Origin of the sequence: Pseudomonas sp. A6, from assembly GCF_052367875.1 — a bacterium.
GTDB lineage: Bacteria > Pseudomonadota > Gammaproteobacteria > Pseudomonadales > Pseudomonadaceae > Pseudomonas > Pseudomonas citronellolis.
The window spans coordinates 2,144,914-2,170,020 of the sequence record NZ_CP198970.1 but is presented as its reverse complement, the minus strand read 5'-3'; the positions used below and the strand labels follow the sequence as shown (position 1 = coordinate 2,170,020).

The 25,107-nt window shown below is 66.1% G+C and carries 22 protein-coding genes; 10 read left to right on the top strand and 12 right to left on the bottom strand.

The features are described 5' to 3' along the window. Window positions 1–114: 114 nt before the first annotated feature. Window positions 115–819, bottom strand: coding sequence for a response regulator (locus tag ACTWJ5_RS09850; protein WP_444438360.1), 705 nt, complete (start codon window positions 817–819; stop codon window positions 115–117). A gap of 733 nt (window positions 820–1,552) precedes the next feature. Between ACTWJ5_RS09850 and ACTWJ5_RS09845 the strand changes: the two genes are divergently transcribed. The 5 genes from ACTWJ5_RS09845 to ACTWJ5_RS09825 all read left to right on the top strand — a co-directional run bounded on the left by ACTWJ5_RS09845 (window position 1,553) and on the right by ACTWJ5_RS09825 (window position 8,069). Further along, window positions 1,553–4,441: a ribonucleoside-diphosphate reductase subunit alpha gene (locus tag ACTWJ5_RS09845; protein ID WP_249919317.1), complete on the top strand. Its 2,889-nt coding sequence runs from the start codon at window positions 1,553–1,555 to the stop codon at window positions 4,439–4,441. Between the two features lie 217 nt (window positions 4,442–4,658). Next, window positions 4,659–5,906, top strand: a complete 1,248-nt coding sequence (locus tag ACTWJ5_RS09840; protein ID WP_074979739.1) for a ribonucleotide-diphosphate reductase subunit beta — start codon at window positions 4,659–4,661, stop codon at window positions 5,904–5,906. A 128-nt stretch (window positions 5,907–6,034) separates the two neighbouring features. After that, window positions 6,035–6,844, top strand: coding sequence for a hypothetical protein (locus ACTWJ5_RS09835; protein ID WP_444438357.1), 810 nt, complete (start codon window positions 6,035–6,037; stop codon window positions 6,842–6,844). After that, window positions 6,822–7,388, top strand: a complete 567-nt coding sequence (locus ACTWJ5_RS09830; RefSeq protein ID WP_444438355.1) for a 3'-5' exonuclease — start codon at window positions 6,822–6,824, stop codon at window positions 7,386–7,388. The genes ACTWJ5_RS09835 and ACTWJ5_RS09830 overlap by 23 nt, the downstream gene beginning before the upstream one ends. 216 nt (window positions 7,389–7,604) lie before the next feature. Next, window positions 7,605–8,069 (top strand): BRO-N domain-containing protein, encoded by a 465-nt coding sequence (locus ACTWJ5_RS09825; protein WP_444438353.1) that lies wholly within the window; start codon window positions 7,605–7,607, stop codon window positions 8,067–8,069. A gap of 392 nt (window positions 8,070–8,461) precedes the next feature. Here ACTWJ5_RS09825 and ACTWJ5_RS09820 read toward each other — a convergent pair whose 3' ends face one another. Continuing rightward, complete coding sequence (locus ACTWJ5_RS09820) at window positions 8,462–8,749, bottom strand: helix-turn-helix domain-containing protein (RefSeq protein ID WP_074979744.1); 288 nt, start codon at window positions 8,747–8,749, stop codon at window positions 8,462–8,464. 715 nt (window positions 8,750–9,464) lie between these two features. Then, the gene (locus ACTWJ5_RS09815; RefSeq protein ID WP_009621564.1) at window positions 9,465–9,785 is read right to left on the bottom strand and encodes a hypothetical protein; all 321 of its coding nucleotides are present in this window, start codon (window positions 9,783–9,785) and stop codon (window positions 9,465–9,467) included. A gap of 192 nt (window positions 9,786–9,977) precedes the next feature. On the opposite strand from ACTWJ5_RS09815, the gene thpR reads away from it, so the two are divergent. Continuing rightward, window positions 9,978–10,511, top strand: a complete 534-nt coding sequence (thpR, locus tag ACTWJ5_RS09810) for an RNA 2',3'-cyclic phosphodiesterase (protein ID WP_444438351.1) — start codon at window positions 9,978–9,980, stop codon at window positions 10,509–10,511. Here thpR and ACTWJ5_RS09805 read toward each other — a convergent pair. After that, window positions 10,501–11,394 (bottom strand): LysR family transcriptional regulator, encoded by an 894-nt coding sequence (locus ACTWJ5_RS09805; protein WP_253409934.1) that lies wholly within the window; start codon window positions 11,392–11,394, stop codon window positions 10,501–10,503. The two genes, thpR and ACTWJ5_RS09805, sit on opposite strands and share 11 nt — an antisense overlap. 93 nt (window positions 11,395–11,487) lie before the next feature. On the opposite strand from ACTWJ5_RS09805, the gene ACTWJ5_RS09800 reads away from it, so the two are divergent. Continuing rightward, a complete protein-coding gene (locus ACTWJ5_RS09800) occupies window positions 11,488–12,519 on the top strand; it encodes a YeiH family protein (RefSeq protein WP_444438349.1) in 1,032 nt (343 codons plus the stop codon). A gap of 66 nt (window positions 12,520–12,585) precedes the next feature. On the opposite strand, the gene ACTWJ5_RS09795 is transcribed toward ACTWJ5_RS09800, so the two are convergent. After that, on the bottom strand, window positions 12,586–13,020 hold the full coding sequence (locus ACTWJ5_RS09795; protein ID WP_116424826.1) for a DoxX family protein: 435 nt from the start codon (window positions 13,018–13,020) through the stop codon (window positions 12,586–12,588). 119 nt (window positions 13,021–13,139) lie between these two features. After that, entirely contained in the window at window positions 13,140–14,564 is a 1,425-nt protein-coding gene (locus tag ACTWJ5_RS09790) for a transglycosylase SLT domain-containing protein (protein ID WP_444438347.1), read from the bottom strand. Between the two features lie 637 nt (window positions 14,565–15,201). Between ACTWJ5_RS09790 and ACTWJ5_RS09785 the strand changes: the two genes are divergently transcribed. The 3 genes from ACTWJ5_RS09785 (at window position 15,202) to ACTWJ5_RS09775 (ending at window position 18,150) form a co-directional block, all read left to right on the top strand. Next, complete coding sequence (locus tag ACTWJ5_RS09785) at window positions 15,202–16,017, top strand: TatD family hydrolase (RefSeq protein WP_301500689.1); 816 nt, start codon at window positions 15,202–15,204, stop codon at window positions 16,015–16,017. A gap of 138 nt (window positions 16,018–16,155) precedes the next feature. Then, a complete protein-coding gene (locus ACTWJ5_RS09780; protein ID WP_249919308.1) occupies window positions 16,156–17,634 on the top strand; it encodes a methyl-accepting chemotaxis protein in 1,479 nt (492 codons plus the stop codon). Window positions 17,635–17,790: 156 nt separating this feature from the next. Further along, a complete protein-coding gene (locus ACTWJ5_RS09775; RefSeq protein ID WP_074979758.1) occupies window positions 17,791–18,150 on the top strand; it encodes an Mpo1-like protein in 360 nt (119 codons plus the stop codon). A gap of 3 nt (window positions 18,151–18,153) precedes the next feature. Here the strand turns inward: ACTWJ5_RS09775 and ACTWJ5_RS09770 are convergent, their stop codons facing one another. The 6 genes from ACTWJ5_RS09770 to ACTWJ5_RS09745 form a co-directional block, all read right to left on the bottom strand. Continuing rightward, a complete protein-coding gene (locus ACTWJ5_RS09770) occupies window positions 18,154–18,954 on the bottom strand; it encodes an acyl-CoA thioesterase (protein WP_074979760.1) in 801 nt (266 codons plus the stop codon). Between the two features lie 421 nt (window positions 18,955–19,375). Further along, window positions 19,376–20,137 carry a CHAD domain-containing protein gene (locus tag ACTWJ5_RS09765; protein ID WP_444438343.1) on the bottom strand — a complete coding sequence of 254 codons (762 nt, stop codon included), beginning with the start codon at window positions 20,135–20,137 and terminating at the stop codon, window positions 19,376–19,378. A 95-nt stretch (window positions 20,138–20,232) separates the two neighbouring features. Continuing rightward, window positions 20,233–22,224, bottom strand: a complete 1,992-nt coding sequence (locus ACTWJ5_RS09760) for a transglutaminase TgpA family protein (RefSeq protein ID WP_444438342.1) — start codon at window positions 22,222–22,224, stop codon at window positions 20,233–20,235. Next, on the bottom strand, window positions 22,221–23,174 hold the full coding sequence (locus ACTWJ5_RS09755; RefSeq protein ID WP_061561146.1) for a DUF58 domain-containing protein: 954 nt from the start codon (window positions 23,172–23,174) through the stop codon (window positions 22,221–22,223). Before ACTWJ5_RS09755 ends, ACTWJ5_RS09760 begins: the two co-directional genes overlap by 4 nt. A gap of 13 nt (window positions 23,175–23,187) precedes the next feature. Continuing rightward, entirely contained in the window at window positions 23,188–24,105 is a 918-nt protein-coding gene (locus ACTWJ5_RS09750) for an AAA family ATPase (RefSeq protein WP_043267198.1), read from the bottom strand. A gap of 94 nt (window positions 24,106–24,199) precedes the next feature. Then, window positions 24,200–25,060, bottom strand: a complete 861-nt coding sequence (locus tag ACTWJ5_RS09745) for a LysR family transcriptional regulator (protein ID WP_444438339.1) — start codon at window positions 25,058–25,060, stop codon at window positions 24,200–24,202. Window positions 25,061–25,107: the final 47 nt, after the last annotated feature.

The window sequence follows — 25,107 nt, the reverse complement described above, 5'->3', positions numbered from 1 at the left end:
CAGGGTGCGGGAAACACCGAACCCACCCCCGTCATTCCCGCGCACGCGGGAACCCAATGAACAGCCGCAGCAACGCACGAACCCGACGCCAGGCAGCGAATCAGCGCAAGCCCCCTACTGCTCGCCAACGAACAGGTACCCCTTGCTGCGCACCGTCTTGATCAGCCGCGGGTGCATGGGGTCGTCGCCGATCTTCGGGCGGATGCGCGAGATGCGCACGTCGATGGAGCGGTCCTGGCCGTCGTATTCGATGCCGCGCAGGGAGTTGAAGATCTCCTCGCGGGAGAGAATGCGCCCGCTGTTGGCGGCCAGCAGCCACAGCAGGTCGAACTCGGCGCTGGTCAGCTCGATGGTCTGCTCGTCCAGCCAGGCCTCGCGCATCACGTTGTCGATCACCAGCTTGCCGAAGGTCAGGCGCTTGCTGCCCGCCGCGGGCGCCTCGTCCGGCCCCTCGCTGCGCCGCAGCAGGGCGCGGATGCGCGCCAGCAGCAGGCGCGGGCGCACCGGCTTGCACACGTAGTCGTCGGCGCCCATCTCCAGGCCCTGGATCTGGTCCATGTCGTCGGTGCGCGCGGTGAGCATCAGGATCGGGCCGTCGTAGTCCGGGCGCAGGCGCCGGCAGATCGACAGGCCGTCCTCGCCGGGCAGCATCAGGTCCAGCACCACCAGGTCCGGCCGTTCCGCCAGCACGCGGTCCACCGCGCGGGCACCATCGGCCTCGACGCCCACCTTCAGGCCGTTGCTTTCCAGATAGTCCTGGGTCAGCTCGGCCAACCGCTGGTCGTCCTCGACAATGAGGATTCGCGCCTCTTGCTCCACACCGCCTCCCAATGCACCTGAACGGGTCCGCCGCGCACCGCCGCGAGGCAGGCGGGACGTGCCGCATTGTAGCCAGGAAGCCGCGCCATGGCACGGGCGGAACGCGATGGGGCAGGACCACAAGATATTGTGGTAGGGTTCACACCCTGACAGCCTCAGGCCAACTCCTGAATCTGTCAGTCGCTCATGACGAACGGTGAAAATCAGCAGCGGTGCGGCCTGGCGCGATCCCTACGCGATCACGCACACGCCACCCACAATTTATCCACAGGTTTCCCCCAGCCTCCCGCCTTGCAAAGCCTCCCATAGCGCATTATCTTGTATCCCCGTTGCGGATAACCCCTACATGTTGGGTCCGCAACCTGGAACCGGACACAAGAAGAAGCATGAGGTCGCGAGCCTTTTCCACGGCTCCTCCGGTTCCCCCAGCAGCTGCATCCAGGCGTACGGAAGTCCGACGCGGCGTAGGCCGCAAAGGAGTGATCGATGTCGATGGCCATGCGGTACGGGTGTTGCAACCGATCGGTCAACACCACTAGGTATTGTGGTTCCGGCCCGTAAAGCCGGACACCCGACTTGGGCCAGGGAGGCGCTTGAGTCCCCTTCCCCTGTTACGCAAGTTTTCATGCGGCCGGCCCCGCCGGACGCACACGCTCTTTATTGCTGTTTTTCCGGAGCGGCGCCCCCGGCGCCAGTGACAGAACCCACTAAGAGAATGTGGAGACAACCCCCCATGCAGACCGACACCACTCGCGAGAACCCGCAGGCCGCAGCGCCGCAGGCAGCCGAATCCGCCCAGGATCTGGCCGCCACCGCGCCCGGCCAGCTGCGCGTGATCAAGCGCAACGGCACCGTAGTTCCCTACACCGATGACAAGATCACCGTAGCCATCACCAAGGCGTTTCTCGCCGTGGAAGGCGGCACCGCTGCCGCCTCGTCGCGCATCCATGAAACCGTCGCGCGCCTGACCGAGCAGGTCACTGCGACCTTCAAGCGCCGCATGCCCTCCGGTGGCACCATCCACATCGAAGAAATCCAGGACCAGGTCGAACTGGCCCTGATGCGCGCCGGCGAGCAGAAAGTCGCCCGCGACTACGTGATCTACCGCGAAGCCCGCGCCAACGAGCGCAAGACCGCCAGCGCCGCCGGCGAAGTCGCCCAGCCGCACCCGAGCATCCGCATCACCAAGGCCGACGGCAGCACCCAGCCGCTGGACATGGGCCGCCTGCAGACCATCATCCGCGAAGCCTGCGAAGGCCTGGCCGAAGTCGATGGCGGGCTGATCGAACGCGAAACCCTGAAGAACCTCTACGACGGCGTGGCCGAGAAGGACGTCAACACCGCCCTGGTGATGACCGCCCGCACCCTGGTGGAACGCGAGCCGAACTACTCCTACGTCACCGCCCGCCTGCTGATGGACACCCTGCGCGCCGAAGCCCTGGGCTTCCTCGGCGTGGTCGAGAGCGCCACCCATCACGAAATGGCCGAGCTGTACGCCCGCGCCCTGCCGGCCTACATCGAGAAAGGCGTCGAGTTCGAACTGCTCGATTCCAAGCTCAAGGGCTACGACCTGGCCAAACTGGGCGCCGCGCTGAACCACGAGCGCGACCAGCAGTTCACCTACCTGGGCCTGCAGACCCTGTACGACCGCTACTTCATCCACAAGGACGGCATCCGCTTCGAACTGCCGCAGGTATTCTTCATGCGCGTGGCCATGGGCCTGGCCATCGAAGAGCCGCAGAAGGAAGAACGCGCGATCGAGTTCTACAACCTGCTGTCGTCCTTCGACTACATGTCGTCGACCCCCACCCTGTTCAACGCCGGCACCCTGCGTCCGCAGCTGTCCAGCTGCTACCTGACCACCGTGCCGGACGACCTGTCGGGCATCTACAGCGCCATCCACGACAACGCCATGCTGTCGAAATTCGCCGGCGGCCTGGGCAACGACTGGACCCCGGTGCGCGCGCTGGGCTCCTACATCAAGGGCACCAACGGCAAGTCCCAGGGCGTGGTCCCGTTCCTGAAAGTGGTCAACGACACCGCCGTGGCCGTGAACCAGGGCGGCAAGCGCAAGGGCGCCGTGTGCGCCTACCTGGAAACCTGGCACCTGGACATCGAAGAGTTCCTGGAGCTGCGCAAGAACACCGGTGACGACCGCCGCCGCACCCACGACATGAACACCGCGAACTGGATTCCCGACCTGTTCATGAAGCGCGTGTTCGAAGACGGCACCTGGACGCTGTTCTCCCCGGCCGACGTCCCCGACCTGCACGACCTCTACGGCAAGGCCTTCGAAGAGCGCTACGAGTACTACGAAGCCCTGACCCAGTACGGCAAGCTCAAGCTGCACAAGGTCGTCCAGGCCAAGGACCTGTGGCGCAAGATGCTCTCCATGCTGTTCGAGACCGGCCACCCGTGGCTGACCTTCAAGGACCCGTGCAACCTGCGCAGCCCGCAGCAGCACGTGGGCGTGGTGCACAGCTCGAACCTGTGCACCGAGATCACCCTGAACACCAACAAGGACGAGATCGCCGTCTGCAACCTGGGCTCGGTGAACCTGGTCAACCACATCGTCGACGGCAAGCTGGACGTCGAGAAGCTCGGCCGCACCGTGAAGACCGCGGTCCGCATGCTCGACAACGTCATCGACATCAACTACTACTCGGTGCCCCAGGCGGAGAACTCCAACCTCAAGCACCGTCCGGTGGGCCTGGGCATCATGGGCTTCCAGGACGCCCTGTACCTGCAGCACATCGCCTACGGCTCCGACGCCGCCATCGACTTCGCCGACAAGTCCATGGAAGCCATCAGCTACTTCGCCATCCAGGCCTCCTGCGACCTGGCCGAGGAGCGCGGCGCCTACGAGACCTTCGCCGGCTCGCTGTGGTCGCAAGGCATCCTGCCGATCGACTCGCAGAAGCTGCTGATCGAAGCCCGCGGCGCCAAGTACATCGAAGTCGACCAGAGCGAGAGCCTGGACTGGGCCCCGGTGCGCGAGCGCGTACAGAAAGGCATCCGCAACTCGAACATCATGGCCATCGCGCCGACCGCGACCATCGCCAACATCACCGGCGTGTCGCAGTCCATCGAGCCGACCTACCAGAACCTCTACGTGAAGTCGAACCTCTCCGGCGAGTTCACCGTGATCAACCCCTACCTGGTGCGCGACCTCAAAGCCCGCGGCCTGTGGGACCCGGTCATGGTCAACGACCTGAAGTACTACGACGGCTCCGTGCAGCAGATCGAGCGCATCCCGCAAGATCTGAAAGACCTGTACGCCACCGCCTTCGAAGTGGAGACCAAGTGGATCGTCGACGCCGCCAGCCGCCGCCAGAAGTGGATCGACCAGGCCCAGTCGCTGAACCTCTACATCGCCGGCGCCTCGGGCAAGAAGCTGGACGTGACCTACCGCATGGCCTGGTACCGTGGCCTGAAAACCACCTACTACCTCCGCGCCCTGGCCGCCACCAGCACCGAGAAGTCCACCATCAACACCGGCAAGCTGAACGCCGTGAGCTCGGTGATCGACGAGGGCCTGCAAGCCGCCCCGGCCGAGCCGAAACCGGCTCCGGTGCCGCAAGCCTGCAGCATCGATAACCCGGACTGCGAAGCCTGCCAGTAAGGAAGCAGCGGCCCTCGCCCGAGGGCCGCGTTTCCACGCAGCACGGATATCCCCTCTCCCTTCAGGGAGAGGGCTAGGGAGAGGGGCTCTTGTCCCCTCCTCCCCCAGACATAACAGCTTCCCCTCGTCATTCCCGCGGACGCGGGAACCCAGAGAAGGGAAGCCAAGCAAGCTTTAGCGTGCCCCCCATCACGCAACCAGACCAGGAGAGGAACCAATGCTGAGCTGGGACGAATTCGACAAAGAAGACCCCACCGAAGCCAAGGCCGCCCCGGCCGTGGCCAAAGCCGCCGCCCAGGCCGCCGACAAGCTGGACGACGAAGCCGCCGGCTCCGTGGAAGAAGCCCGCGCCGTCTCCGCCAGCGACTCCGACGCGGTCGCCCGCGCCAAGCAGGCCCTCGACGCCCTCGACATCCAGGAAGGCCTGGACGACCTCGAAGGCGCCTCCGCCCGCGTGCAGGTCGGCGACAAGCAGATGATCAACGCCCGCGCCGACCTCAACCAGCTCGTACCCTTCAAGTACGACTGGGCCTGGCAGAAGTATCTGGATGGTTGCGCCAACCACTGGATGCCGCAGGAAGTGAACATGAACGCCGACATTGCCCTGTGGAAGAGCAAGGACGGCCTGTCCGAGGACGAGCGCCGCATCGTCATGCGCAACCTCGGCTTCTTCTCCACCGCCGACTCCCTGGTGGCGAACAACCTGGTGCTGGCCGTGTACCGCCTGATCACCAACCCCGAATGCCGCCAGTACATCCTGCGCCAGGCCTTCGAAGAGGCGATCCACACCCACGCCTACCAGTACTGCATCGAGTCGCTGGGCATGGACGAAGGCGAAATCTTCAACATGTACCACGAGATCCCGAGCGTCGCGAAAAAGGCGTCCTGGGGCCTGAAGTACACCCGCTCGATCTCCGACCCGCAGTTCCAGACCGGCACCCCGGAAACCGACCGCCAGTTCCTGCGCAACCTGATCGCCTACTACTGCGTGCTCGAAGGCATCTTCTTCTACTGCGGCTTCACCCAGATCCTCTCCATGGGCCGCCGCAACAAGATGACCGGCACCGCCGAGCAGTTCCAGTACATCCTGCGCGACGAATCCATGCACCTGAACTTCGGCATCGACGTGATCAACCAGATCAAGATCGAAAACCCGCACCTGTGGGATGCCCAGATGAAGGACGAAGCCACGCAGATGATCCTGCAGGGCACCCAGCTGGAAATCGAATACGCCCGCGACACCATGCCGCGCGGCGTCCTGGGCATGAACGCGGCGATGATGGAGGACTACCTCAAATTCATCGCCAACCGCCGCCTGACCCAGATCGGCCTGAAGGAAGAATACCCGGGCACGACCAACCCGTTCCCGTGGATGAGCGAAATCATGGACCTGAAGAAGGAAAAGAACTTCTTCGAGACCCGCGTGATCGAGTACCAGACCGGCGGCGCGCTGAGCTGGGACTGACGGAAGTAGTAGCAAAGCAGCAAGTCAAGACCATTAGAAACGCTGATACTCGAAATGGAATTTTGGGGCAGTGATTAGAAAGACAAAAGCCCCGCCTTGTGCGGGGCTTTTTATAAGGAGCATACTAATTGGGTGAATTAATAGGAAAACTAACCAACTTAAGCTATGAACTATTTGGAATAATCATCCCTGGTGCCATAATTACTCTCTTCTTCGCGATATGGCTAGCATCCCTAGGAAACATTCCAACAATATTAATCTCCTCAAACTTCCCAATTCTAACAATCAAGAAAATTGTAGAAATAATAGGAATTACATTTACTGAAAATGGCTTTGGAACTTTAATACCACTACTCCTCAGCTGGTATGTATTCGGGCACATCACACAATGGTTCTCTCGATACAGCTCAAAAGATTCCGATGAAAAAATTTGGTTTTGGAAAAGAATTGGACTTTCTTTAATACTACGCCCACCTCGCCCGAAAGAAAAATACGATCAGAAACTTGAAGAGCTTTTTATTCAATCAAGCAAAAAACTTTCAAGATCAGATAACGTACTTCCTTGGGAGCAATTCTTTCCTGTAGCTAAAAATCTAATAGCTAGAAGCATTCCAAACTCTCTAATATCAACATATCAAAATAAATATACTTTACATCGCTCCATAACGATAACTAGCGCCTTTCTATTTTGGTTAGACTTGGCAGGACTAGCAATTTCCTTTATCCTAAGTAGGGTTTCGTGCCATACAGTTGATACGAATCTCCCGCTACAGATACTCATAATTCCAGTATCAATATTTCTAGTGTGGGGATTTTCGGGAGGCTACGAGTTCAATTGGAAAATGTTCGGAAACACAGTAGTCACCGAAGCATACTCAGTTTTAAATTTCCCCAAAAATAGCGACACGAAAGAAAATGACAAACCTAGCAATCCTTGACCTAGAAACTAGTGGGATCAACCCCAACAAGCACAGCGTCCTGGAAATAGGACTTGTTCCGCTTGACGATAAAATAGAACCTTTCCATGCATACATAAAGTCAAAAAATATAATTTGGTCCGAATATGCAAAGGATAATTTCAAGAAATTCTCCAGCGAGTGGGAAATTAACGCTATCTCTCCAGAGAAGGCCGTTAGAAACCTATCTCAATACATAAAAAATAACTTCTCCAACAAAAAAATCACTCTTATAGGCCACAATATTGGCTTCGATATTTCTTTTTTAAAAAAACTAGCTTTTGATGCCAATCTTGATGAGATACCAGGCATTTCTCATCGCGCGGTAGATACGCACACACTGCTTTATATACTGAATTCGCAGGGAAAGATACCGGACTCAGCGCTCACCTCTGACGGTGCATTTGATCACTTCGGAGTCACCCCACCCTCGAAGCTAAGACATACAGCCTTGGGTGACGCCATAGCGACCCAAAAGCTATTCAAGAACATACTGAAGCTGTTAGATGTAAATCAAATAAAATAGTAAATTCCGATGAGCAGTGAAATCACCTCCGCTCATCTTTATACCAAGCACAACATTAAATTTTACTATACACCAGCGCCTAAGAAACGCTTCACATAGCGGCAAAACTGCTCCCGAAAGTGGCGATGTACTCCATTGAGGAAATGGATATGCCTTTCTCTCTTTACCTTCACGAAGGCGCTTCACTCTGCCTACCCTCTTCCCCGGAGGTGCGCCATGTCTGAAGAGGTCCTGATCCCCACCCTGTTCACCCGCCACAAGCGCCAGCTGCGAGCCCTGCTGCTGGAAGACCAATGCTGGTTCAGCACCCGCGACCTCGGCCGGCTGATGGGCGTGCCGATGCTGGAAGAGCGCGTGCAGCGCAACCTGGACGACGACCAGTACCGCCGCGCCTGGTTGCGCGGCGGCAATGGCGACTACGAGGACGAACTGCTGCTCAGCGAATCCGCCGTGTACGCCACGCTGATCCACTACTTCCACCCGGAAAACCGCTGCATCCGCCAATGGATCACCCAGGAGGTGGTCCCAGCCCTGCGCGACAGCTACCGCCACGACACCCGCCAACCCCGCCGCGAAACCCTCCACGGCCCCACCCAGGCCCTGACGGTGCTGCACTGGCAAGGCATGCTCTGGGTGCCCTACCGGCAATGGCCACAGCTGAACACCGTTCCCACCCGCTGAACACCGGACCTGTTCGTAGGATGGCGTTGAGCGCAGCGATACCCATCGATGGCACGGCAGCATGGGTATCGCTTCGCTCCACCCATCCTACGGAGCGGCGTCTTTTCGTAGGAGCGAGCTTGCTCGCGAACGGGCCGCGTGCCTGAGGTTGTTCGCGAGCAAGCTCGCTCCTACAGGGTTCGGCGCCAGGGGATGCGCGGGCACGGTACGTAGGGCGAATAACGCTCCGCGTTATCCGCCGTTTGACCTTGGTCCCATCCCGCTCGCTGCCAAGCACGGAGCCGCCCTCGAAACCGCGCCCGGCTCAACCACGGAGTTGCCGACAAGGAAGGTGAAGCGGCGTACAACCGCGAACGGTTGTACGCCCTACGCAACTTGCTCACCGGGGACGATCACGCCACCTGATGTTCTATGGTCAGGCCGATGGACAATCCGGCGTGAACGGCGAGCACAACCAGGGCATCCAGGCTGAACTCACCCAACTGGCCGCGCTTGAGCAGGGTATAGCGCGGTGCAGTGATACCCAGACGCTTGGCGCGGCTGCGGTCAGTGCCATCCCAACTGGCCGCCTCCTTCTGGATCGCCTGCAGGAGGGTCGCGCGCAGGCGCAGCTTTTCCGCCTCGGCGGTGGTGTCTGCAATGGCATCGAAGACGCTGTTGAACGCTTGGGCCTCGATCATTTTCTTTCCCTCGGTCAATCGCGCAGGCGGCTCCTGGCCAGGTCGATAGCTGCCCGCCGATAAAGCCAGGCAAGCAAAGTTATCGGAATCGATAACGCGGCATAATTTTCCTGTCGACCAAAAGCGGAGTTTGGCGCCCAGCACCGTAGGGCGCAGGGAAGCACGGTCGTAGGAGCGGACTCCGTCCGCGATTCGGCGGATAACGCCGGCAGTCGGGGTTAAGAGCACCCTCTCCCCAGCCCTCTCCCGCAAGCGGGAGAGGGGGCTGTTCGTGCCACCGGGGCATCCGGCGTGGCCGGGGAAGCCAATCGCAGACGGAGTCCGCTCCTATGGGGAAACTCCGTGCCTCATTGCAGACTGTAGGAGCGGGCCCTGCCCGCGAATCGCGCGCAGGGCGCGCTCCAACAGGGGAATGACATCGGCGCGCGGGCTTTCCCCTCACCCCAGCCCTCTCCCGGAGGGAGAGGGAGCTAGGCCGTGCCGAGAGGAGGCCTGGTTTCAGCCGGCGATCCCTGAGCTAGCCGGCTAACGCCGAAACACCCATGTACTCCGAACGGTCCCCTCTCCCTCCGGGAGAGGGTTAGGGTGAGGGGGCCGCAGGCCTGCCCGCAATTTCGCGCGCAAGGCACGCTCCTACAAGGGAATGGCGCGGGCGGGGCAGCGTAGGAGCGGATCTCATCCGCGAATCGCGCCGGAGGTTCCGGCTATCGCGGCCTCAGAACACCGGCGGCCGCCGGGTGATCAGCCCCTGGCGGGCGACGCGGGTCAGCTCGTGGACCAGCGGCTGCAGTTCCTCGGCACGCGGCGACTGGATCACGGCGAAGTCGAAATGGTCGCGGGGGAAGCGGGCGATTTCCGCGAGGTCGGCGGCGAACTGGATGAGGAAGGTGCGCGAGCCCTGCCAGCGCTTCGGCCAGCCTTCGAGGTAGCGAACCAGGGTGGGCTGGTGATGGCCGCACAGGAGGATGCGCGGGTTGCGCCGCAACAGGCCGGTAGTGATGGGGGCCAGGCGCACCTGGGGATTGGGACAGGTCATGGTGTCATGTCTCCGCCTCTGGGGTCCTGCTGGACGCGGCGAGAGGCACACCGAACCAGCGCTTTAGCGGTATTTCGATGCCCCTGAGGCATCAGCGCCCCGCAAGTTGCTACTTAAATCGGCGCTGTGCGGCATCCTAGAGAAGCCCCGGCGATACTGTCAAGGCGACTTCCGGCCGACGAGAGAGCCCCGATGAGCACCCCACCCCTGCGCCTGTTCTTCGCCCTGCCCTGTCCGGAGGAAATCCGCGCGCCCCTGGCCGCCTGGCGCGACGGCCTGGCCATCGACGGCCAGCCGGTGGCGGCGGCCAACCTGCACCTCACCCTGGCCTTCCTCGGCTCGGTACCGCGCGCCCGCAAGGCCGAGTTGCTAGACCTGGGCGCGAGCCTGCCGCGCACACCCTTCGAACTGCTGCTGGATCGCCTGGAACGCTGGCGCAACGGCATCCTGCACCTGGCGCCGACGACCATCCCGCCGGCGCTGCCCAGCCTGGTCCAGACCCTGCAAGATGCCCTGCAGGTCAGCGGTTTCGAGATCGAGCGGCGGCCCTTCCGCCCGCACCTGACCCTGGCCCGTCACTGCCGCCATGCGCCCGATGCCGAGGCGCAATTCGCCTGGCCAGCCCGCGAACTGGTGCTGTACAGCTCTGAGAACGGCCCCCACGGCGTGCATTACCGGGCCATCGGCCGCTGGCCCCTGGACGGCGAACGGGCGCTCAGCGATTGAGCACGGCCCACGCCTCGGCGTAATCGAGGAAGCGGCGCAGCCCCTGGGTCGGGTACTTGTCCACGTGCAGGGCGCGGAAGAAGGTGCGCCGCAGCGGCCCCAGGGGATTGTCCAGGGCGACCAGCTCGCCGCTGGCCAACTCGTCGGCCACCACCCGCCGCGACAGGCAGCTGATGCCGGCCCCGCTGGCCACCAGGTGCTTGATCGCCTCGGCGTTGCTCACCTCCAGCGGCGCCGCCAGGCTGCCCAGGCGCGGCAGCACCTGCTGCTCGAAGGTCACCCGGGTGCCGGAGCCGGCCTCGCGGAGGATCCAGCGTGTCGCCGCCAACTGCTCGAAGGTCACCTGCGCCGCCCGCGCCAGCGGATGCTCGGGCGCCGCGACCAGCAACAGCTCATCCTCGATCCACGGCAACAATTGCACCTGGGGATGCTGGATGGGCGACTCGATGTAGGCCACGTCCAGGCGGAACTCGCAGAGCGCGGCCAGGATCTCGCGGCTGTTGGCCACCTGCAGTTGCAGGCGGCTGTCCGGCAGTTCGGCGAGAAACCCGGCCATCACCCGCGGCAGCAGGTAGCCGCCGATGCTGCGGCTGGCGCCCAGGGCCAGCTGCACCGGCGCGTGCTGGAACAGCGTCTCCAGCTCGGCGCCCTGGGCCAGCAGGGCGCAGGCCCGGGGATACAGGGCGCGACCGTTGTCGTTGAGCGCCAGGCGCTTGCCGCTGCGGTCGAACAGGCGCGTCTGCAGGGTGCGCTCCAGTTCCTGCAGCGCCTGGCTGGCCGCCGACTGCGAAAGCGCGATGGCCGCTGCCGCCTGGGTCACGTTGCCGTGCTCGGCGATGGCGGTGAAGGTGGCGAGCTGGCGCAGGGTGATTCGCGGGCCCATATCGATAAAACCGTTTGATCCAATAAGAACAATCCGTTTTTACACTAAGCGCCCGCCGCGCACCATGGCAGCACCTTACACAAGGAGCCCGTCATGCTTACCCGCCTGCGCCGCACGCCCTACCTGGTCCCCGGCGCCCTGCTCTGCCTGCTGATCGCCGGCGCCGCCAACCTGCTGGTGCGCATCCCCGCCATCAGCCATCTCGGCCTCGGCAGCCTGACCCTGGCCATCCTCCTCGGCCTGCTGCTGGGCAACCTCGGCCTGGCCCGTTTCGGCGGCCTGCGCCCCGGCGTCGAGCTGTCGCGCCAGCAACTGCTGCGCCTGGGCGTGGTGCTCTACGGCCTGCGCCTGACCTTCCAGGACATCGCCGACCTCGGCCCGGCGGCGCTGGTGATCGATGTGCTGATGGTCACCAGCACCCTGCTGGTCGCCGGCTGGGTCGGCGTGCGCTGGCTCAAGCTGCCGCGCGAGAGCGCCCTGCTGATCGGCGCCGGCAGCGCCATCTGCGGCGCCGCCGCGGTCATGGCGAGCAGCCCGGTGCTGCGCGCCCGCGCCGAGCACACCGCCGTGGCGGTGGCCACCGTGGTGCTGTTCGGCACCCTGGCCATGCTCCTGCACCCGCTGCTGTTCGCCCACCTGCCGAACCTGTTCGGCAGCGCCAAGGCCTTCGGCATCTTCAGCGGCTCGACCATCCACGAGGTGGCCCAGGTGGTCGCCGCCGGCCGCGCCATGGACCCGGCCGCAGCCGACGCCGCGCTGATCAGCAAGATGCTCCGCGTCCTGCTGCTGGCCCCGGCGCTGCTCTGCCTGGGGCGTTTCGCCGCCAGCGACGAGGCAGCCGGCGAAGGCCGGCGCCGCCTGCACATCCCCGGCTTCGCCGTGGCCTTCCTGCTGGTCACCGGCCTGCGTTCGCTGGGCCTGGTGCCGCACGCCTGGCTGGCGCCGCTGCAACAGCTGGACGACGTGCTGCTGGGCATGGCCATGGCCGCCCTGGGCCTGGCCACCCGCCTCGGCGACCTGCGCCGCGAAGGCCCCAAACCGCTGCTGCTGGGCGCCGGGCTGTTCGTCTTCCTGCTGGTCGGCGGCGGCCTGATCAACAGCGGCGTGCAGCACCTGCTGGGCTGAAGCACAATGAAAATAAAAAAAGCGGATGCCGCTGGGCATCCGCCTTTTTCATGGCTGCGGGATCGCTCAGCTGGAGAGCTTGCGGTCCAGCGAGAAGGGACCGGCGCCGCTGATGAGCAGGGCCACGCTGATCATGATCAGGGTGAAGGCGTATTCGAAGCCGTTGTTGGTGATGAAGAAGCCGTTGGCGATGTGCACGCTGAACACGGCCACCAGCATGGCGACGATCAGCGGGATGCTGGCCAGGCGCACCAGCAGGCCGAGCACCAGGAACAGCCCGCCGAAGAACTCCGCGCTGCCCGCCAGGGTGGCCATCAGGTAGCCGGGGGTCACGCCGAGGGATTCCAGCCACTGGGCCATGCCCGACAGGCCCGGGCCGCCGAACAGGCCGAAGAGTTTCTGCGAGCCGTGGGCCATGAAGGTCAGGCCGGTGGTGATGCGCAGCACGGCCAGGCCGACGCCGGCGTTGGTGGACAGGACGGATTTGACGAGAGCGTTCATGGTGCATCCTTGTGCAGAGGAAAGTGGGTGAGGCAACCGTCGTTGCTTGAGCAGCAATATAGATCATCGATTCGATATAAAAAGCGCAAAAACACGCTAAAAAATATCGAAACGACCGATCACTTCTGGACGGAAGCTACCCGCTGCCGGGACTCCAACCCATCACGCTCCCGCTGATAGGCAAGATAGTACTTGTTGACGCTGCTGACGTAGTTCACCACGCCCATGCCCACTTCCTGGGCCGCCACGCGCTCCACCTGGAAGAACCAGCGGTCCGGGTTCAGGCCCTGGCGGCGGGCCTGGGCGCGCAGGCCCTGGACGCGCTCGGCGCCGACGTTGTAGGCGGCGAGGATGAAGCCCAGGCGCTCGTGCTCGTCCATGCGCGGGCTATTGAAGTAGCTGCGGCGCAGCATGGCCAGGTACTTGCTGGCGGCCTGTACGTTGTTCTCCTTGCCCTCCACCGAGCGCAGCCCGACGCTGCGCGCCGCCGCCGGGGTGACCTGCATCAGCCCGGTGGCGCCGGACGCGCCGCGGGCGCCGGGGGTGAGGTTGGATTCCTTGTAGGCCACCGCGGCCAGGGCCAGCCAGTCGAGGCGGTACTGCTCGGCGAAGCGCTGCAGGGTCGGGCGCACCGCTTCGAGCTTCTTGCGGTCGCCCTTCTCCAGCGGGTTGCGCACCTGGTAGGCATGGCGGTACAGGCGCTGGAAGTTGCCGTCCTGCTCCGCCGGGGCGTGGTAGTCCTTGAGGAAGCGGTCGACGCTGGCGTGCAGCATGGAGGCGTCGCGGCGCACGTACCAGGTCATGTTCTGGCGGTTGTCGAGCACCAGATGGCGGTCGATGCGGATCTTCTTGAACACCTTGGCCCAGCGCTCGGCGATCGGCTGTTCCACCACGGTGCAGGGATAGATGCCGGCCTGGACCATCTCCAGCACGTCTTCCACCGCCAGGGACGGGTCCACCCAGTCGATGCCGATGGGCGCCAGGCGGCGTTGCGCAAGGCGCTCGTTGACCTGCCCGATGGCCTCGCCGGCGGCGCTGCCGGGGGCCAGGGCGATACGCTTGCCGGCCAGTTGTTCCAGGCGCGCGTAGCGCTTGTTGCCCTGGCGCGAGACCAGCACCAGCGGCACATCCTGGCGCCACGGCAGGCTGGCGGCGACGTCCTGGCCGTCGCGGGCCACCAGCACCTCGCCGGGGGCGACCAGGTCGCCTTCGCCACGCAGCAGCGCGGCCAGCAACTGGTCCTTGGCCTTGGGAATGAACTTCAGGGTGAGCGGCTTGCGCCCGGGGGCGTTGTCGTTGAGGTATTGCTCGAAGGCGCGCAGGCGGTTGTACTCGACGCCGATGGGCTCGCCCTTGATCTCGCCGGAGCTGTTGCGGCTCTGGTTGACCAGCACGCGCAGCACGCCGCTGCTGCGGATGCTGGCCAGGTCGCGGGTGTCGGCGCTCTCGCGCTGCCAGTTGTCCGGCTGGCTGGTCAGGCGCGCGGCCGCCGGCTGCGGCAGCAGTGCCAGCAGGCAGAGGGAGAGCAGCAGCAGTCGCGTCATCCAGGTCTCCAAGGATTGGTCATTCACCGGCGGTCCACTGAGAACCTGATTACGATCTGCTGCGCGTCGGCATAACTGCGTTAAAAACAGGCGAGTAATGCTCATTTAGAAATCTAAACTGCGCTTCCTCGCCTGTTTTTGCCTTGTTCTGCTCTAGCTCGCGAGATCGTAAACGAGGTCCTAAGAAAGCGGCGCCCTCCGCAAGTTCCCGGCCCCGAAAAAAGGGGCGCGAGCGTCTCACAAGCAGAGACTGATGCCAATCCAAAATTCCCGAAGCACTTTCACAAGTGCATTCAACAGGCTGTTTTTTAAGACTTTCTTAAGAAAACAGGGGATTCTGCTATGCTGCCCGCCCGAATCCACAGGGGTCTGAAGATGTTTGATCACGACCGCGACGGCGCCTGTTTTTGTGCGGGACTAGGCGCGAGGAGAGCGGTTTGGTCATTCCAAATAAACGACGAGCAACGACGTACCGCACAAAAACAGGCCCGTCCCTTCGGGTTGCGCGGCAAATGGCGCCATGCGTCGTTGCGGGACTTGGCAAGGGGGCACCATTCCCGGCGTCCCGCGCCTAACCTGGCGCCATTTGACGCAGCAACGCGGTTCGTGATCAAACATCTTCAGACCCCGGTGAACCATGCAACTGATCGACATTGGCGTCAACCTCACTCATCCGACTTTCGCCAACCGGTTGCCGGCGGTCATCGAGCAGGCCATCGGCGCCGGCGTGGTGCAGATGGTGCTGACCGGCACCAGCCTCGACGAGAGCGAAGCCGCCCTGCGCCTGTGCCGCGAACGCGACGAAAGCGGCCAGCGGCTGTTCTGCACCGCCGGTGTCCACCCGCACGATGCTTCGCAGTGGAACAGCGCCAGCGCCGCCACCCTGCGGGGCCTGCTGGCGGAAGACAGGGTACGCGCGGTCGGCGAGTGCGGCCTTGACTTCAATCGGGATTTCTCGCCGCGACCGCAACAGGAAAAGGCCTTCGAGGAGCAGTTGGCCCTGGCCGTGGAGCTGCAGCGCCCGGTGTTCATCCACGAGCGCGACGCCGGCGAGCGCCTGCTGGCCATCCTCAAGGGCTTCCGCGACCAGTTGCCCGCCGCCGTGGTGCATTGTTTCACCGGCGAGCGGCGCACGCTCTACAACTATCTCGATCTCGACCTGCACATCGGCATCACCGGCTGGATCTGCGACGAACGCCGCGGCACCCACCTGCAGGAACTGGTGCGGGAGATCCCCCGCGGCCGCCTGATGCTGGAGAGCGACGCCCCCTACCTGCTGCCGCGCAGCCTGCGGCCCAAGCCGAAGCACGGGCAGAACGAGCCGGCCTTCCTCCCCGAGGTGTTGCGCGTCACCGCCCTGCATCGCGGCGAGACGGAAGACGACCTGGCGGCCCATACCACGGCCTGCGCCCGGCGCTTCTTCGGCCTGTCGGAAATTGCCGAACAAGGCTGACGAATACCCCTCAAGAATGTCCGGAAAGCGACGCTAACCTGGGAGGCGAAGCTGTCTTGACCCTCATCAAGACAGACTTCTTCTCTTCAACGAGAATGAAGGCCAAAAGCCATCATTCCCACTACAAGAAGCATCCCCATGGGCGCCTGGATCCGCGATATCTCTCTGAAGTACAAGTTCTGGGCCGTGAACGCGGTCGCCTTCTTCACCACCTTGCTGCTCGTGCTGTTCTCCATGCACCAGGAAGTGGACGCACGCAACCAGGCCGCCCGCCAGGGCGCCGAGGTCCAGGCCCGGCTGCTGCAGAACTGGCCGGCCGGCACGGCGCTGCCCAGCGCCGACAACCTGCTGAGCTTCGCCAGCGGCAGCGCCCCGCAACTGCCGGGCGTGGACACCGGCGCGCTGGCTCGCGGCAACGGCTGGGTCGACCTGGGCGGCGCCTCCAGCCGCCTCGGCCCGCTGGCCGGCGCCTGGGTGCGGGATGCCGGCGACGGCCAGCGCATCGCGGTGCTGGCCCCCGGGGCCGACCTCTGGCAGGTGTTCAGCGAGCGCGCCCTGGCTTACGCCGGCGCGGTGCTGGTGCTGATGATGGCCCTGCTGGCCGCCTCGCAGTTGCTGATCCGCTTCATCCTCACCCACCTGCTGAAGCTGCGCGACGTGATGCAGCACGTGGAGCGCAGCGGCGACCTTTCCGCCCGCGTGCCGCTGGACAGCCGCGACGAGGTGGGCCAGATGGCCACTGCCTTCAACGCCATGCAGGCCGGCTACCAGCGCGTGGTCGGCACCGTGGCCCAGGCCGCCGGGCGCCTCGACGAAGGCGCGCGCACCCTCGCCCAGAGCATGGGCCAGGTGCGCCAGGGCATGCTCGGCCAGCAGAGCGAGACCGACCAGGCCGCCACCGCGATCAACGAGATGTCCACCACCGTGCACCACATCGCCCAGCACGCCGCCGACACCCGCGACCAGTCGCAGGAAGCCGACCGCCTGGCCGGCGCCGGCCAGCAGGTGGTGGGCCGCGTCGGCGAGTCCATCGCCGGGCTGTCCCAGGGCGTGCAGCAGACCGCGCAGATGATCCAGCAGCTGGCCGAGGACAGCCAGAAGATCAGCAGCGTGGTCAGCGTCATCCATGGCATCGCCGAGCAGACCAACCTGCTCGCCCTCAACGCCGCCATCGAGGCCGCCCGCGCCGGCGAGATGGGCCGCGGCTTCGCCGTGGTGGCCGACGAGGTGCGCAACCTGGCCAAGCGCGTGCAGGACTCCACCGACGAGATCACCCAGATGATCAACGCGCTGCAGTCCGGCACCCGCGACGCCGTGGAATTCATGCAGGAAAGCTCGTTCAAGGCCGACGGCTGCGTCGAGCAGGCCCAGGAAGCCGGCGAGGCGCTGGCGGCCATCGCCGGGGCGGTGGCGCTGATGCGCGAGAGCAACACGCAGATCGCCGTGGCCGCCGAGCAGCAGAGCCAGGTGGCCGAGGAGATGACGCGCTCGGTGGTGGGTATCCGCGACGTCACCGAGCTGACCGTGCAGCAGACGGTGGATTCGGCCGGCACCAGCCACGAGCTGGCCGAGTTGGCCGGCGAGCTGAGCCGGGCGATCCGCCAGCTGCGCCTGTAGCCCCTCCGCCCTGCAACGCGGCCCGGCACTGTCCGGGCCGCGCCGTTTCCGGCTATCGAAGCCATAGGCGATAGTCATTCGCCGCCCACCCGCCGCGGACCTAGACTTTGTGCAAGCGTCCGTGAAAACGGGCAAGACCGGAAAAGGAGTCCGCCTATGGGCAAACGTCATCCCAACCTGTTCGCCTGGCAATGGCAGGGCTATGCCGCCAATCACCGCAACCCGACCAACCTGGCGTTGCACCTGGTGGCGGTGCCGCTGTTCGTGGTCGCCGCCCTGGTGCTGCTGGGCGGGCTGTTCAAGCTGAGCCTGGGGAGCATCCTGCTGGGCGTCATCGGCATGGTCGCGGCGCTGGCCATCCAGGGCCGCGGACACAAGCTGGAAGAACAGCCCCCCGAGCCGTTCAGCGACCGCAAGGACGCCGTGAGCCGCCTGCTCGCCGAGCAGTTCGTCACCTTCCCGCGCTTCGTCCTCAGCGGCGCCTGGTGGCGCGCCTGGCGTAACCGTCGGCGCTGAGCCCTAGCCGAAGATGGTCGCGGTCTGCCGCGAGATCGCCAGCAGTTGGCCGTCCGCCGTCCAGCACTGGGCGGCGATGTGCCCGTAGCCGTCGCGGGCGTGTTCGATGGTCGCCAGGTACTGGCACCAGCCGTTGGCCGGCAGGGCCGGTTGCGGCTGGACGAATTCGATGGTCCAGGTCAGCGAGCTGGACGGCGCCGGCGTCTTGAGCATCGGCAGGGTCGCCGGCGGCCAGGCGTCGATCAGCGCCAGCAGGTGGCTGACCTCCATCGGCTCGTCGCCCACGCCATCGCCGCGGAAGCGCATCCAGCCACCCATCTCCCGTGAAGTGCTCGACGAAAAGGGCATGCCGCCCACAGCCCAGCGCATGGCGATGTGGCGGGTGAACTCGGGCATCAGCTTGCGGATGAAAGGCAGCTCCTGGCAGTCGTCCACCGCCTTGAAGGCCGGCGCCGGCAGGCCCTCGACCTGCACCACCGACTCGCGCGGCAGGCCGAAGCTGGCCTGGGCCAGGGTCAGCACCTGGCCGTTCTGCACGGCGCGGCAGAACACCTGGCTGACCGCCTTGCCCTCGCGCAGCACCTCGGCCTGGAAGCTCACCGGCACTTCCGGCTCCACCGGGCCGACGAAGGTGACGGCCAGCGAGCGCAATGGCCGCCCGGCCTCGGCGACGCCGGCCATCGCCTCGTAGGCCATGGCCGCCACCAGGCCGCCGAAGCTGGCGCGCCCCTGGCCCCACTGCGCCGGGATCACCACGCTCGTGGGTGCACTGCGCACCGCCTGGATGAGTTCGGGAAAGGTCATCGTCGCCTCCTGCTGAGTGGGTCAGGGGGCATCTTAGGGGGAAAGGCGGCGGGGCTGGCAACCATCCTTAGGGCTGAACGCGGGTCCACTCAAGGGGCGAATGTTCGTTCATACATGGGAGTAGGGTTGGTCGTGGGGCATATGTGCAGGGCTTTAAGAGCGCCCTCTCCCCAACCCTCGGCTGCGCGCCCCGCCCTGAAGGGAGAGGGGGCTGTCCGGAGCGGATGGGGAGTTCGGAGTCATCCTGGCGCGTAGGGCGTATAACCGTTCGCGGCTATACGCCGTCGGCCGTGCCACCGGGGCGTCCGGCGTGGTTGATGAACCAATCGCGGACGGAGTCCGCTCCTACGACCGTGCTTCCCTGAACCGTAGGAGCGGACTCCGTCCGCGATTATCCGTCGCTGAAAACGGCGGATGGCGCTCAGCCCAACGCCTTGAGCAACCGCTCCAGGCTCTCGTCGGCATCCCGCTCGGCCAGGTCGTGCAGGGCGTTCCAGTGCGGCTGCAGGGGCATCAGGTCGAGTTCGCGCTCGCTGCGGATCAGCCACTGCTCGTAGTCGTGCCAGGTGCCCAGGATGGACTGGGCCTCCTTCAGCGGCGCCAGCACCTTCTGCGGCAAGGGCGAATCCTTCGGGTAGGCCTCCAGGGCGTAGCGCACGCGCTTGATCAGCAGGCGCAGGCGATGGCGGTCGTGGGCCGGGTCCTTCAGGGCGATGCGCAGCTTGTGCCACTGCTTGGCCAGGCGCTTGCGCACCTGGGCGTGCAGGCCTTCGAGCACGCCGTGGCGTTCGGCGGTGCGCCAGAGCATCGGCCAGCCGTCGAGCAGGCGCATCAGCCGGTCCCACTGCGGGCTGGCGAGCAGCGCCAGGTAGCCGGAGGTCAGTGCCGGCCGGCGCAATGCGGCGGCCTTTTCCAGGCCTTCGGCTTCCAGCACCGGCAGCAGCACTTCGAGGTCGCGCAGCGGCCCGCTCAGGCGGCCCAGTTCGCTCAGCGCCGCCTCGATCTCGTCGATGCCGGGCATGCCCTGGGCCGGATGCAGCAGGCTGCGCAGGCGCCGCACGGCGATGCGCAGGTCGTGCAGCGCCTCGCTGTCGGAGCGCGCGCGCAGGCGCTCGGAGGCCGCGAACAAGGCCACCTCCTGCTCGATCACATGGGAAACCAGATAGTCGCTGAAGGATGACACGGCGAACTCCGTCCGTCGGGGCCTGGAATCTATGAGGTTAGCTGGCGGCGCATCGGCGGCAAGCCGCCGCCCGTGGCCGATGGTCGCATGGTATTTCAGCGGCCGCGCCGGGCCAGCCGCCAGGGCAGTTGCCGGCGCAGCCGCGCCAGGTGCTCGCGCAGTTCCTGCGGCGCGGAACCGGCGCCGGCGTAGCGCTGGCGTTCGAACGCCGCCAGGTAGGCCTGGATGCTCGCGGCCTGGGCCGGCAGCGCAGCCATCGCCCGCTCGGCGAACGCGCGCGGCCCTTCGCCGGCGTGGCGCTGCAGGCCCTGGCCGGCCAACAGTTGTTCGAAGCGCTCGAAGCTGCGCAGTTGCACATCCCGCGTCCGCCGCCAGGGCTTGAACAGCAGCAGCGCCAGCAGGCCCAGCGACAGCGCCCCGCCGCCCACCAGCAGCACGCCGGTCCAGAGGCTGTCGCGATCGCCGAACCAGGCCCGCAGCAGGCCCGCCTGCTGCTCGCCCTGGTAGCCCAGCACCCAGCGCTGCCAGTCGTAGTTGAGGTTATCCCAGCTCAGGCGCAGTTGGCTGAGCAGGCCGAAACCGCCATAGCGCAGGCGGGCGAAGGGCGAGTCGGCGAGGAAGCTGCCCTCCTCCGCCAGCGCCGCCTGCAGGCCGCGCTCGATGCGCGAGGGGGCGACCTGGAAGGTCGGGTCGACGCTGCGCCAACCCGCGCCCGGCGACCAGTACTCGACCCAGGCGTGGGCGTCGAACTGGTGCACCAGCAGGTAGTCGCCGGCCGGGTTCAGCTCGCCGCCCTGGTAGCCGGTGACCACCCGCGCCGGGATGCCCGCCGCGCGCAGGACGAAGGTCATGGCCCCGGCGTAGTGCTCGCAGAAGCCGCGGCGGGTGTCGAACAGGAAGCCGTCGATGCGCTCCTCGCCGGTGGCCGGCGGACGCAGGGTGTAGGCGTAGGGTTGGTCGTGGAAGTGGCGCAGCACCGCCTGCACCAGCGCCTCCGGCTGCGGGTAGCGCTCGCGCAGCTCTGCGGCCCAGGCGCGCGAGCGCGGGTTGCCGCGGGCCGGCAACTGCAGGTCGCGGCGCAGCGCCGTGGCGCTGCTGTCCGGCTCGCGCAGGGCCCGGGGCCAGGAGCTGGCGCGGTACATCAGCACGTCCTGCACCGGGCGCCGCCGCTCCAGGCGGAAGTCGCTCATCATGCGCGCATCGTCCGGGCCGCCCTCGGCGACGTCGAGGGTGAACAGCCAGGGCCGCGAGCTGGGCTGCATGATCACCTGGTAGCTCAGCGATGGCCCCTGCCTGCGCCAGTCCGGCGCCCGTTCGCTGCGCCCCTGCCAGGACTGCGTCCAGCGCTGGCCGTCGAAATTCTCCAGGGTCAGGGCGCGCCAGTAGAGCTGCTCCTGGGGTGGCGCGGCGTCGTCGAACTTGACGCGGAAGGCCAGCTCGGTGGACTGGCTCAGCTCGACGAAGTCGCCGGGCATCATCGAGTCGCTGAGCCCGGTGGTGGCCTGGCCGCCGGGCAGCGGCAGCGACCACAGCGGGCCCAGGCGCGGGAACAGCAGGAACAGCAGGAGCATCAGCGGCAGCGCCTGCAGCAGCAGGCCGCCGGCCAGGCGCAGGGTGCGCCAGGGGCCTTCGGCGAAGCTGCTCTGCTGCAGGCCGATCAGCGCCGCCAGCAGCGCGGTGACCGGCAGCAGGCTGAAGGCCGCGGCCAGCAGGCTGGCGTCGAACAGGTAGCTGGTGGCCACGGCGAAGAAGCCGAGCAGGATCAGCACCAGGGCGTCGCGGCGCGTCTTCAGCTCCACCAGCTTGATGACGAAAGCGGCGATCAGCAGCACCACGCCGGCGTCCAGGCCGATCAGCGAGCCGCGCGACAGCCACACGCCGATGCCCGCGGCGATCACCAGGGCCAGCTTGGCCAGGCCGTTGGGGTAGCGCGCGCGCATGCGGTAGACCTGCACGCGCCAGGCCGCGCAGCCGAGCCAGAAGCCCACCACCCAGAAGGGCAGGTGCTCCAGGTGCGGCAGTATCACCAGGGCCTGGGCCACCAGCAGCCAGGTCAGGGCGATGCGCGGGATCGGCCGCTGGCTCACGGCCGTACTCCGAACAGCGCCAGCTCGCGCAGGCAGGCGCCGCGGTGGGCATCGCCGCTGGCCAGCGGCAGCTGCACGCCGGGCAGGCGCAGGCCGAAGCTCTGGCCGCGCAGGGACAACTGCAGCACCCAGTGGCAGAGGCAGGACAGGCGCGTCTCGACGTCGCCGCCGAGCAGCTCGAAGTCCAGCCAGAGGTCGCGCCCGCTGAGCGCGGCGAAGTCCTTCACCAACAGGCCCTGGCCGCGGGAGTAGGCCTTCCAGTGCAGGCGCCGGCGCGAGTCGCCGCTCTGGTAGGGGCGCAGGCCCTGGAAGTCGTCGGCGCCGCTGCCAGTGGCGCGCAGGCCTTCATCGTGCTCGTCGGCGCGGCCGCCTTCCAGGGGCAGGTCGGCGGGCAGCGGGCGCGGGTAGACCAGGCCGGCCTGGTCCAGGTCGAGCCAGCTCCAGGCCACCAGCAGGCCCAGGGGGAAGCGGCTCTCCACCCGCAGGCGGCCCGGGCGCAGCCAGCCGCGGCGCTCGGCCGGCAACGTCAGCAGCAGTTCCTCGGCGCCATTGGCGCGCACGTCGGCGTACTGCAGCGCCTGTTCCGACCAGCCGAGGCCGATGGCCCGGCGTTCGCGCCCTTCGCCTTCCAGGCGCACGCGGAAGCAGACCTGCTCGCCGACAAACACCGGCAGCGCGCCCAGCGCGGTCAGGCGCAGGCCGCCGAGGTTACGGTAGGTGTGCAGGATGGCGACGATGAACAGCGACAGCAGCAGGAAGGTCAGGCCGTAGGCCAGGCTGTTCTGGTAGTTGATGGCGGTGAGCAGCAGCAGGACCACGGCGACGCCGAAGGCCACGCCCTGCCCCGAGGGGATGATGAAGATGCGCCGCTGGTTCAGTTGCAGCGAGGGCGATGGCGGGATGCGCCGGGCGATCCAGCTCTGCCACAGCGGGCGGACCTTCACCAGCATGGCCGGGCCCCGCTCACAGCGCCGGGACTTCGCGCTGCAGCCACTGCACCAGGGCGCCGCCACCGTGCCCGGAAGGGTCGGCCTGGTCGCGCAGGCGGTGCCCGGCCACCGACGGCAGCACCGCCTGGACGTCCTCGGGGATGGCGTAGTCGCGCCCGGCCAGCAGGGCCCAGGCGCGCGCCGCGGCCAGCAGCGCCAGGCTGCCGCGCGGCGACAGGCCGAGGGCGAAAGCCGGCTGGCTGCGGGTGGCTTCGGCCAGGCGCAGCACGTAGTCCACCAGGGCGTCGCTGACGTGGACCTTGGGGACTTCGGCCTGCAGCGCCGCCAGCTCGGCGGGGGTGAGGATCGGCTCCAGGCGCGGCAGCAGGTCGCGGCGCGCCTCGCCCAGCAGCAGGGCCTTCTCCGCCGCGCGCCCCGGGTAGCCCAGGGACAGGCGCATGAGGAAGCGGTCGAGCTGGGATTCGGGCAGGGCGAAAGTGCCGCCCTGGGTCACCGGGTTCTGCGTGGCGATCACGAAGAAGGGTTCGGGCAGCGGCCGGGTGGCGCCCTCGATGGTCACCTGGCCCTCTTCCATGGCCTCCAGCAGCGCGCTCTGCGCCTTGGGCGTGGCGCGGTTGATCTCGTCAGCCAGCACCAGCTCGGCGAAGATCGGCCCGGGGTGGAAGACGAACTGCCCGGTGTCCTTGTCGAACACCGAGGTGCCGAGCACGTCGCCGGGCAGCAGGTCGGAGGTGAACTGGATGCGCTGGAAGCTCAGCCCCAGCACCCGCGCCAGGGCGTGGCTGAGGGTGGTCTTGCCCATCCCCGGCAGGTCTTCGATCAGCAGGTGCCCGCGGGCCAGCAGGCAGGTCATGGCCAGGCGCACCTGGACTTGCTTGCCCAGCAGGATCCGGTCCACCGCTTCCAGGCATTGCTCCAGCTTGCCGCGCATCCTCACCTCGTGCCGTGCAGACGAAAAGTCCGATCCTACTGGCCCGCCGCGGCAGCGAACAGGCCGCTTCGCCACAAACTGTGACGGGGCCGGCTCAACTGGCCAGCAGCCGTTCCACCAGCCAGCGCGCCGCCGGGCCCAGGCTGCGCTGCCGCGACCAGACCACGTCGACCGCCACGCTGCGCGGCCAGCCGGGCACCTGCAGCGGGTGCAGGCGGCCGTTGGCGAAGCGCTGGTTCATCCAGGTCGGCAGCTCCACCCAGCCGAAGCCGAGCACCGCCATGTCCAGCAGCAGCAGGTAGGTCGGCGCCGACCAGAAGCGCCCGCCCAGAGGCGGCTCGGCGTCGTCGATGAAGGTGTTCAGGCGCAGGTTGCGGTGGCCCAGCAGGTCGTTGCGCTCGACCTTCTCCAACTGCGCCAGCGGGTGCGCGCGGCTGACGAACAGGCCGAACTCGGCGCATTCGCCCAGGGTGGCCGAGCCGATGTCCGGCGGGTAGTTCGGCTGCGCGGCGAGCAGGCCGAGGGAAGCGCGGCCCTGGCCGACCAGGTCGATGACATCGCCGTGCTCGGCGATCAGCCATTCGAACTCGAGGTCGGGGAAGTGCCGGTCGATTTCCGCCAGGCGTTTCTCGAAGGGTTCGGACTGGTAGGTGTCGGACATCGCCAGGGTCAGCCGCGGCTCCATCCCCGCCGAGAGCTGCCCGGCCAGTTGGCCGAGGCGGTCGTTGGCCATCAGCACTTCCTCGACGCGCCCGAGCAGGGCCTTGCCGGCCTCGGTCAGTTTCGGCTGGCGCGCGCTGCGGTCGAACAGTTCCAGGCCCAGGTCGATCTCCAGGCGGGCGATGGCCTCGCTGACGGTGGACTGGCTCTTGCCCAGCTTGCGCGCGGCGGCGCTGAAGGAACCCAGGCAGGCGGCCTCGGCGAAGGCCTGGAGGGATTCGGGGGAATATTGCATGGGGGGGCCTCGTCCATCGGTTTTCCCGATGCTAGCCAACTTCGAAA